Raw genomic sequence first — 10,176 nt, 5'->3', positions numbered from 1 at the left:
GCTCGGAGTCATTGCCTCTCCCGCTTGCGGGAGAGGTCGGAGACGCGAAGCGGCTCCGGGTGAGGGGATTTTGTCGAGGCCGGGACCAGCCCTCACCCGGTCGCCCTGCGGGCGCCCGACCTCTCCCGCCAGGCGGGAGAGGCAATCGGTGCGATTGGGCTTGGCCTACCCCTCCTGCATCCCGCCCACGATCAGCGCGGCCAGAGCCCCTGTGGCGCCCGCCTCATCCACCCGGCCGCGCAGCATGTCGCGCGAGATTGCCTCCGCCGCGCCGATCAGGCCGACGCAGCGCAGGTGCAGCGCATCGGGCGGCAGGGCGGAATACGGCGCCAGCGCGTCCCGGTAGAGGGCGACGTAGCGGTCGAGCAGCCGCTGATGGAACGCCTCCATCTCGCCGTCGCCGCTGAGCGCCGCGGCAATCGCCAGCGCTTCCGGCCCGGCGGTGAGATGGCAGGCCATGTAGGCCTGGCTCATCACCCGGGCGACATCCTCCAGCCGGCGCGGCGTGCGCTCCAGCGCCTGCAGCAGCGCCGCGACCTGGCGGTCGTCGATGCGCTCATAGAGCGCGATCAGCAGGCCGGACCGGGTGCCGAAATGCTCATAGGCGATCGGCTTGCTGACGCCGGCACGCTCGGCGACATGCGCGAGGGTCAGCGCATCCGTCCCCTCCCCCCGCACGATGGCGAGCGCCGTGTCCAGCAGCTGGTCGCGCCGCTCCGCCCTGGGCAGCTTCTTTGCAGGCGTCGGGCTCATCTCCTGATTCGCACTCCCGGCCGCAGCCTTCCGGCCCGGCCTTGAAATTACCAATAGTAACTTACTATATGTAAGTTCCGGCAGCCGGGAATAAGGCCCGGCCGCACCGCATCAGGAGCATGGCGATGCCCGCGACCCAGCACAAACCCGTTCTCATCATCGGCGGATCCGGCGTCGTCGGCGCCCGCGCCGCCCGCACCCTGCGCCGGCTGCAGCCGGAGCTGCCGATCACCATCGGCGGCCGCGACCTGGCCAAGGCTCAATCCGTGGCCGACGGGATCGGCGGCGCCGACGCGGCGGCGATCGACCTGGAGCGGCCGGATCTGGGCCAGCCGGGCCGGGAGTTCGGCGCCGTCGCCGTCTTCGTCAAGGACGCCACCCTGAACTCGCTGCGCGCCGCCCAGGCCCGCGGCATCCCCTATGTCAGCACCTCGAGCGGCGTGTTCGAGATCGGGCCGGAGGTGGCGCAGGCGATTCACCGGCCGACCGCGCCGGTGCTGCTGGCCAGCCACTGGCTGGCCGGCGCCGCGGTGTTCCCGACGCTGCAGTTCGGCCGGGCCTACCGGCGGATCGACGAGATCCGCATCGGCGTGCTGCTGGACGAGCAGGATATGGGCGGGCCGGCCGCCGCCGCCGACTATGACCGCATCGTCACCGCCACCGCGCGGGTCCAGGTGCTGCAGGACGGGCAATGGCGCTGGATCGGCGGCGAGGACGCGGCCGCCACCTATCGCAGCGTCGACGGGATCGCGCTGCCGGCCCAGGCCTACTCGCCGATGGATGTGGTCAGCCTCGCCGCCGCGACCGGCGCGCGGTCGATCCGCCTCGACCTCGCCTATGCCCAGTCGGCCAGCCGCCGGCGCGGCGAGCCGTTCTCGACCGAGATCGCGATCGAGATGGCGGGCGAGCGCCCGGATGGCACGATGGGGCGCAGCCGGCACGAGCTGGTGCACCCCGAGGGCCAGGCGCCGCTGACGGCGCTGGGCATCGCTTCCGCGGTCGAGCGCCTGCTCGGCCTGGCCGGCGGCCCGCCCCCGGCACCCGGCCTGCATCTGCCGGAAACCCTGCTCGACCCGGCGGAAATGCTGCGGCGGCTGGAGGCCTTCGGCACCCGCATCCGCGAGGTCCCGCCGGCGGGCTAGGACCCTGGTCGCAGCCGCGTCGGGCCCGCTGCGGAAGACCGGCTCGGCCGCATTGCAAAGCACCACGCGTGCAGGGTATAGGCTGAGTTGTTCATATCCGGGGGGCCGGCGCGGTTTCGAACCGGCCCTCAAGGTTTCGATACGGCTGGCCGTCCGGTTCAACAGCGCTGGTGATTCATGTATCGCACTTTTGATGACAACCTCGTCGACCTGAACGGCAAGGTTCTTTTCGTGACGGGCGGCACCGGTTCTTTCGGGCGCAAATTCGTCTCCACCATCCTGCAGCGCTACAAGCCGCGGAAGCTGATCATCTTCTCGCGCGACGAGCTGAAGCAGTACGACATGCAGAACGCCGTGCGGGCCGCCTATCCGGCCGAGGTGCACAGCTGCATGCGCTACTTCATCGGCGATGTGCGCGACCGCGAGCGGCTGGCGCTGGCCACCCGCGGCGTCGACTACATCATCCACGCGGCGGCGCTGAAGCAGGTCCCGGCGGCGGAGCACAACCCGTCGGAGTGCATCCACACCAACATCATGGGCGCCGAGAACGTGGTCTGGGCGGCCCTGCAGAACCGGGTGAAGAAGGTAATCGCCCTGTCGACCGACAAGGCCTGCAACCCGGTCAACCTGTACGGTGCCACCAAGCTGGCCTCGGACAAGACCTTCGTCGCCGCCAACAACCTGTCGGGCGACATCGGCACCCGCTTCGCCGTGGTCCGCTACGGCAACGTCGTCGGCTCGCGCGGCAGCGTGGTGCCGTTCTTCCGCCAGCTGCTGGAGCAGAAGGCCGAGGCGCTGCCGATCACCGACGATCGCATGACCCGGTTCTGGATCACGCTGCAGCAGGGCGTGAACTTCGTGCTGTCGAACTTCGAGCTCATGCGCGGCGGCGAGATCTTCGTGCCGAAGATCCCGAGCATGAAGATCACCGAGCTGGCCCGCGCCCTGGCGCCGAACCTGCCGCACCGCATCGTCGGCATCCGCCCGGGCGAGAAGCTGCACGAGGCGATGATCGCGGTCGACGACGCGCATGCGACGGTAGAGCTGGCCGACCGCTACGTGATCGAGCCGCAATTCGGTGAGTACACCCGCACCTCCTTCACCGAGGATGCGGGCGGCAAGCCGGTGCCGGACCGCTTCAGCTACTGCAGCGACAACAACACCGAATGGCTGGACGACCGCGAGCTGCTGGAGATCCTGGAGCGGCACGCGAACTGACGGCCCGCCAGGGCCGTCTCCCCGTCCCCTTCCCCAGGGCCCGCGCGGTTCGGAGGCGATCACCGTGACCTTCCTGCCCTATGGCCGCCAGTATATCGACCAGGACGACATCGACGCCGTCGCCCGGGCGCTGCAGGCCGACTACCTGACCACCGGCCCGACGGTGGGCGAGTTCGAGCGCGCCTTCTGCGCCGCCACCGGCGCGCCCTTCGCCGCCGCCTGCTCGAACGGCACCGCGGCGCTGCATCTGGCGACGCTGGCGCTGGGCCTGGGGCCCGGCGATGTCTGCGTCGTCCCGGCGGTGACCTTCCTGGCCACCGCCAACTGCGCCCGCTTCGTCGGCGCCGACGTGGTGTTCGCCGATGTCGACCCGGAGACCGGGCTGATGCGGCCGGAGGATCTGGAGACGGCGATCGCCCGGATCCCGCAGATCCATCCGCAGGGGCGGTTCCGCGCCGTGCTGCCGGTGCATCTGGCCGGCCAGACCGTGGCCCTGGATCCCATCGCCGAGATCGCCCGCCGCCACGGCGCCTTCGTCATCGAGGATGCCTGCCACGCGCTGGGCACCGAATACGATACGGCGGAGGGCCGGGTCCAGGTCGGCACCTGCACCCATTCAGACCTCGCCTGCTTCTCCTTCCACCCGGTCAAGACCATCGCGCTGGGCGAAGGCGGCATGGTCACCTCGGCCGATCCGGCGCTGCAGCAGAAGCTGGCGCGGCAGCGCTCGCACGGCATGACCCGCGACCCTGACGCCTTCGTCAACACCGAGCTGGCGGTCGACCCTGCCCAGGCCGGGGTGAATCCCTGGTACTACGAGATGCAGGAGATCGGCTTCAACTACCGGCTGACCGACATCCAGGCGGCGCTGGGCATCAGCCAGCTGCGCAAGCTGGACTGGTTCAAGGCCCGCCGCCGGGCCCTGGCGGCGCTGTATGACGCGGCGCTGGCGCCGCTGGCCCCGGCGCTGCGCCCGATCGCCAAGGTGCCGGGCTGCGACCCGGTGCTGCATCTCTACGAGGTGCTGATCGACTTCGCCGCGATCGGCCAGACCCGCGGCCAGGTGGTGCGCGCTCTGCACGCCAAGGGCATCGGCACCCAGGTGCATTATATCCCGGTCAACCGGCAGCCCTATTACGAGGACATCTACGGCCGCCGGCCCCTGCCCGGCGCTGAGTCCTTCTACGCCAGCTGCCTGTCGCTGCCGCTGTACCCGGCGATGCAGGACGGCGATGTCGAGCGGGTGGTCGGGGCGCTGCGCGAGGTGATCGGCTGAAGCGGCTTCGGAGAGGCCGGCTCACCCCCTCACCCGAAATCGCTGTCGCGATTTTGACCTCTCCCCAAGGAGAGGTAGAGGGCCGGTTCTATTTTCCCTCTCCTCGGATAGAGGGAGGGGCCCGTCGCGTTGGCGACGGGAGGGTGAGGAGGCCGGACGCCGCCCTCACAGGAAGCCGCGCAGCCATGGCGCGGCGATGGATTCTTCCTTCGTCGGTGCGTCCTTACTCGGCGCCGGCCGGCGCCGGGATCGCGTCCCGGCCGTCGTGATCCGGGCCGGCTCCCGCTTCCGGCGAGGCCGCAGCCGCCGGCTTCACGCGGAACCAGGTGGCGTAAAGCGCCGGCAGGAACAGCAGGATGAGCACGGTGCCGATGGCCGTGCCGCCGATCAGCGTGTAGGCCATCGACCCCCAGAACACCGAATGGGTGAGCGGGACGAAGGCCAGCACGGCGGCGAGCGCCGTCAGGATGACGGGGCGGGCGCGCTGGACGGTCGCCTCGACCACGGCGTGATAGTCGTCGAGCCCGGCATCCCTGTTCTCCTTGATCTGTCCGATCAGGATCAGCGTGTTGCGCATCAGGATGCCGGCTAGCCCGATCAGACCCAGGATGGCGTTGAAGCCGAAGGGCTGGTTGAAGGCGAGCAGGACCGGCACGGCGCCGACGAGGCCCAGTGGGGCGGTCAGCATCACCATGGCGGTCGCCGAGAAGGAGCGGACCTGCAGCATGATGAAGACCAGCATCAGCGCGACCATGATCGGGAACACGGCGGCGAGCGCGACATTCGCCTTGCCCGCCTCTTCGATCGAGCCGCCCGTCTCGATGCGGTAGCCCTCGGGCAGCGAGGCGATCAGCGGCTGCAGGGCGTGCAGGACGCGCATCGAGACTTCGGGCGGCTGGGCGGTCTCGTCGATGTCGGAGCGGATGGTGATCGTCGGGGTCCGGTCGCGCCGCTTCAGGATCGGATCCTCCATGCGCACCTCGGCATGGCCGATCTGGTCGAGCGGGATCAGCTTTCCGTCGCGGCTGGTGAGCGAGAAATCGCTGAGGCGGGCGGGATCGAGCCGCTCGCCACCGGCGCTGCGGGCGACCACGTCGACGGTGCGGATGTTCTCGCGAACCTGCGTGACCGTGACGCCGGTCAGCAGGAACTGCAGCTGCTGCGCCGCCTCCGCCGGCGACAGGCCGATCAGGCGCAGCCGGTCCTGGTCGAGGACGTAGCGCAGGGTCGGCACGCGGTTGCCCCAGTCGCGATTGGCCTGCCGCACATCGGGCATGCCCCGCATGACGGCGAGAGCCTGTTCGGAGATCCGGCGCAGTTCGCCGGCATCCGGTCCCATGATCCGGAACTCGACCGGGAACGGCGTGTAGGGGCCGAACACCAGCTGGGTGATGCGCAGATAGGCTTCGGGCGCGAGCCCCTCGGCCACGGCCGTGCGCAGCCGGCGCTTCAGCGCTTCGCGGGCCTCCGCGTCGCGGGTCAGGATGACGATCTTGGCGAAGGCGGGGTCGGGCAGTTCCGGCGATAAGGCCAGGAAGAAGCGCGGCGCGCCCTGGCCGACATAGCTGGTGACGATCTGCGCTTCCGGCTGGTCCGCCAGCCAGCGCTCGACCGTCTCGACCGTCTTCTCTGTCGTCTCGATGCTGGAGCCCTCCGGCAGGCGCACCTCGACCAGCACCTCGGGACGATCGGAGGTCGGGAAGAACTGCTGCTTCACCGCGCCCATGCCGATGACGGAGAGCGCGAAGACCACGCCCACCGCGCCGCAGGTGAGGAATTTGCGGCGCACGGCAAAGGCGATGACCCGGCGCAGCCGCCGGTAGTTCGGCGTGTCGTAGATGGCGTGGTGCCCGCCTCCGACCGGCTTGATCTCGGGCAGCAGCTTCACGCCCAGATAGGGCGTGAAGACGACCGCCACGATCCAGGAGGCGATCAGGGCGAAACCGACGATCCAGAAGATGTTGCCGGCATACTCGCCGGCGGTCGAGCGCGCGAAGCCGACCGGCATCAATCCGACCACCGTCACCAGCGTCCCCGACAGCATCGGCGCCGCGGTATGGCTCCAGGCATGGGCCGCGGCCGCGATCCGGCCCATGCCCTCCTCCATCTTCACCACCATGACCTCGATGGCGATGATGGCGTCGTCGACGAGCAGCCCGAGCGCGAGGATCAGGGCGCCGAGGGTGATGCGGTCGAAGAAGCGGCCGGTCTCCAGCATGACGAGGAAGACGACGGCGAGGGTGAGAGGCACCGCGGCCGCGACCACGATGCCGACCCTCCAGCCGAGGCTGACCAGGCTGACCAGCAGCACGACCCCGAGCGCCATGGCGAATTTCAGCATGAACTCGTCGACCGACTCCGTGATGTTCACGGCCTGGTCGGTCACCTTGGTCAGGCTGAGCCCGAGCGGCAGGGTGCCTGCAATCTTCGCCGTCTCCGCCTCCAGCGCGCGGCCGAGATCGAGGCCGTTCCAGCCGTCCTGCATCACCGCGGACAGCATCAGCGCCGGCTCGCCCTGATGGCGGATGATGAAGGTCGCCGGGTCCTCGTAGCCGCGCCGGACATCGGCGATGTCGGAGAGCTTGAGGGTGCGGCCGCCGGCGGCGACGGGCGTGTCGGCGATCTTCTGCAGGTCGTCATAGGCGCCGTCGAGACGGATGAAGACCTGCGGTCCTTCGGTGTCGATCGAACCGGCCGGCGTCACCGCATTCTGCCGCTGCAGGGCGGCGAAGATGTCCTGCGCCGAGACGCCGAGCGTGACCAGCTTGGCATAGGAGAACTCGACGAAGATCCGTTCCGGCCGCTCGCCGAGAATGTCGATCTTCTTGACGCCGGGCACCTTCAGCAGCTGCTGGCGGATGGTCTCGGCCTGGCGGACCAGCGCGCGCATCGGCATGCCCTTGGCCTTGAGCGCGTAGAGCGCGAAGCTCACATCCGAATACTCGTCGTTGACGAACGGGCCCATCGCCCCGGCAGGCAGTTCCCGGGCCTCGTCGCCCAGCTTCTTGCGGGCCTGGTAGAACTGCTCCTGCACCGCGCCCGGCGGGGTGCTGTCCTTCAAGGTGAGCGTCATGAAGGCGAGCCCGGGCCGCGTCATGGTCTCGACCCGGTCGTACCATTGCAGCTCCTGCAAACGCTTCTCGAGCGGCTCGGCGACGAGATCCTGCATCTCCTGCGCCGTCGCGCCCGGCCATGCGGTGGTGACGGTCAACACCTTCACGGTGAAGGCGGGATCCTCGGCACGACCGAGCTTGAGGAAGGCGACGGCGCCGGCGATCGCGATCGCGATGATGAAGAACAGCGTCACCGAGCGCTCGCGGACGGCGAGCGCGGACAGATTGAAGCTCATGACGCATCCGCCTTTGCGACCGGCATGCGGACGGTCTCGCCGTCATGGAGGAGATGGGCCCCCAGGGCTGCGATCCGCGCGCCAGGCTCGAGGCCCGAGACGATCGCGGTCTCTCCACCCAGCCGGCGTATGGTCACCGCCCTGAAGCCGACGGTGGACGTGGCCGGGTTGACCACCCAGACGCCGGTCCTGCCACCGTCATTCAGAACGGCGCCGATCGGAATCTCGACAAGGTCGGCGGCATCGGCATCCGCGATCCACAACGTCACCGTCGCGCCCAGCGGCGCCGACGCCGCATCGCCGTCCAGCACGTAACGCGCCTCGTAGGTGCGGGTCTGCGGGTCGGCCGAATCCGACAATTGCCGCAGACGGGCGGGCCAGCGCCGCTGGTCGAGCCCGTAGACGGTCGCCTCGGCCTGCGAGCCCAGGATCGGCCTGACGGATTCGGGAAAGGTGACGATGGCCTCGCGCGGCCCGGCATGGGCCAGCCGCACCACCACCTGCCCGGCCGCGACGACCTGGCCGGGCTCGCCGAGCGTTTCGACCACGACGCCGTCCGCGTCGGCCGTGAGGGTGGAGTAATCGGTCTCGTTCGCCGCGACCATGGCCTCGGCTTCGGCGGCGGCGAGCTGCGCCTCGGCGGAGTCCAGCGCTGCCCTGGCCTGCTCGTAACGCTGCTTCGTCGCCCATCCCTTCGCGAGCAGATCGGCATATCTCGCATTGTCGGCGCGGGCCTGCACCGCTATCGCGCGGGCGGCAACCGCCGCATTCTGTCTGGCGGTCAAGGCGAGGCGCAGATCGGTCCCGTCGATGCGCATGAGCGGCTGGCCGGCCGCGACGCGCTCGCCGACATCGACCAGGCGTTCGACGATTTTGCCGGGCACGCGGAAGCCGAGATTGCTCTGTATCCGCGCTGCGATCGAGCCGGTGAATCCCCGCTCGGCATGGCCGACGGTCCTGGCCTCGGCGATCGCGACGACCGGCGAAGCGCTGCGCGGATCGTCCTGCACCCCCCGCTCCTCGGCCGCTCCGGAGACCACGACGACACCCGCCGCGCCGATCACCAGCAGCGGCAGAGCCACGAAGAGCAGGAGACGCGTCTTGTTCATGACCGGGATCCCGACGACTGAGGCAGGCGGAAATCAGTGTATATGCACGTATCTTCCAAAGCTGAGGGTCTCGGGGCGATCGTTCAGCCCTTGCCCACAGACCCGAAACGCTCCAGCGAGGACGTCAGCTGCGCGAGCTCTTCTGGAGGCATGTCGCGCGTCACCGCCTGCTGCGCCCGATGCCATCCCTCTCCGGCGCTGGCGAGGATTTCCTCGCCGGCTGCCGTCAGGGTGATGCGCCTCGCCCGCGCATCGTGCTCGTCGGCGGCCACGCTCAGCAGCCCGCGCCGGGCGAGCGGTTTCAGGTTCTTGGTCAGGGTCGTGCGATCCATCCCGAGCACCTCCGCCACTTCCCCGATGGTCGGGGATCGAAGCTGCCGGAGCGCGAGAAGGACGGAGAACTGCCAGTTGTTGATCCCGAGCGACCGGAACGCCTCGTCGAACCGACGGCCGATGATCCGCCCGGCCCGCTGGATGCGCTGGCACAGGCAGGTGCGGACGATGAGGTCGGCGGTTGCGTCGTCGAGAGCTTGCAAAGATGACATGCCGCGCAAAATAGGTGCATACGCACCTATCGTCAAGAAGCGCGATCTCCTTTTTATTGCGATCATAATTCATCGGCTGCCACGATGGAGAAGGCTGCTCCAGCCGCCGCCCGGGGCTGTCCTACAGGAATCCGTGCAGCCACAGCGCCGCGGCATAGAGGGCAATCCCGAGTCCCAGGCGCCAGACGGCCAGCTCGCCGAGCTTCAGCTCGCCGCGGCCGGACAGGATGGCGGCGAAGGGCAGGCGCGAGGTGCGGCGGGCGAAGTCGTCCCAGGCCGGTCCCAGCCGTGCCGCGCGCTTGCGGTCGATCGAGATCATGCCGTTCAGCGCCGTCACGAGGATGGCGCCGAACAGCAGCCCCCCGGCCCAATGGCCGTTCACCGTCAGATGCGCGAGCGCCCAGAGGGCGAAAGCCCACAGCATGGGGTGGCGGGTGATCCGGGTGATGCCGAAGACCGGCAGCGCGCCCAGCCGCTCCGCCCCCACCTGGGTCGGGTTGGACGGCCCCAGGCTGCAGGCCAGCAGCACGAGGCTGAGGAAGACCAGCACGGCCGGCACCCAGAAGGGCGCCGGAGCCCAGAGCGGCTCGTACGGCGCGGCGCGATAGGCCAGGGCCAGCCAGACCAGCCCGGCGGCGCTGAGCAGCGAGAACAGGCCGCTGTAGCCCACCTCCCCCAGCCGGCCGGCCACCGCCGGGCGCAGCGGGCCCGCGACGACGAGATGCAGCACCACCCAGAATAGCGCGGCGAGAGCGAGCGAGAGCATCGTTGCGGCCTTTACAGC

Annotated in this window: 8 protein-coding genes; 3 read left to right on the top strand and 5 right to left on the bottom strand. The window is 69.6% G+C overall.

Annotation, left to right across the window (positions count from 1 at the left end; genetic code table 11):
- Positions 1-165: 165 nt before the first annotated feature.
- On the bottom strand, positions 166-753 hold the full coding sequence (locus tag ABDW35_RS23720; RefSeq protein ID WP_343716333.1) for a TetR/AcrR family transcriptional regulator: 588 nt from the start codon (positions 751-753) through the stop codon (positions 166-168).
- A 125-nt stretch (positions 754-878) separates the two neighbouring features.
- On the opposite strand from ABDW35_RS23720, the gene ABDW35_RS23715 reads away from it, so the two are divergent.
- From ABDW35_RS23715 to pseC, 3 genes are all read left to right on the top strand, one after another.
- Positions 879-1,895, top strand: coding sequence for a hypothetical protein (locus ABDW35_RS23715; protein ID WP_343716332.1), 1,017 nt, complete (start codon positions 879-881; stop codon positions 1,893-1,895).
- Between the two features lie 177 nt (positions 1,896-2,072).
- A complete protein-coding gene (pseB, locus tag ABDW35_RS23710; RefSeq protein ID WP_343716331.1) occupies positions 2,073-3,113 on the top strand; it encodes a UDP-N-acetylglucosamine 4,6-dehydratase (inverting) in 1,041 nt (346 codons plus the stop codon).
- 64 nt (positions 3,114-3,177) lie between these two features.
- Positions 3,178-4,389, top strand: a complete 1,212-nt coding sequence (gene pseC, locus ABDW35_RS23705; protein WP_343716330.1) for a UDP-4-amino-4,6-dideoxy-N-acetyl-beta-L-altrosamine transaminase — start codon at positions 3,178-3,180, stop codon at positions 4,387-4,389.
- Positions 4,390-4,612: 223 nt separating this feature from the next.
- On the opposite strand, the gene ABDW35_RS23700 is transcribed toward pseC, so the two are convergent.
- From ABDW35_RS23700 to ABDW35_RS23685, 4 genes are all read right to left on the bottom strand, one after another.
- A complete protein-coding gene (locus ABDW35_RS23700; protein ID WP_343716329.1) occupies positions 4,613-7,738 on the bottom strand; it encodes an efflux RND transporter permease subunit in 3,126 nt (1,041 codons plus the stop codon).
- Positions 7,735-8,847, bottom strand: a complete 1,113-nt coding sequence (locus tag ABDW35_RS23695) for an efflux RND transporter periplasmic adaptor subunit (RefSeq protein WP_343716328.1) — start codon at positions 8,845-8,847, stop codon at positions 7,735-7,737. The genes ABDW35_RS23700 and ABDW35_RS23695 overlap by 4 nt, the downstream gene beginning before the upstream one ends.
- A gap of 83 nt (positions 8,848-8,930) precedes the next feature.
- The gene (locus tag ABDW35_RS23690; RefSeq protein WP_034838934.1) at positions 8,931-9,383 is read right to left on the bottom strand and encodes a MarR family winged helix-turn-helix transcriptional regulator; all 453 of its coding nucleotides are present in this window, start codon (positions 9,381-9,383) and stop codon (positions 8,931-8,933) included.
- 130 nt (positions 9,384-9,513) lie between these two features.
- On the bottom strand, positions 9,514-10,176 hold a 663-nt coding region (locus tag ABDW35_RS23685), incomplete at its 5' end, for an NnrU family protein (RefSeq protein ID WP_343716327.1).

The organism is Inquilinus sp., assembly GCF_039594555.1.
In the GTDB taxonomy this organism is placed as follows: Bacteria; Pseudomonadota; Alphaproteobacteria; order DSM-16000; family Inquilinaceae; genus Inquilinus.
Note: the sequence above shows the minus strand (reverse complement) of the source record. Positions and strands in the feature narration are given on the sequence as shown.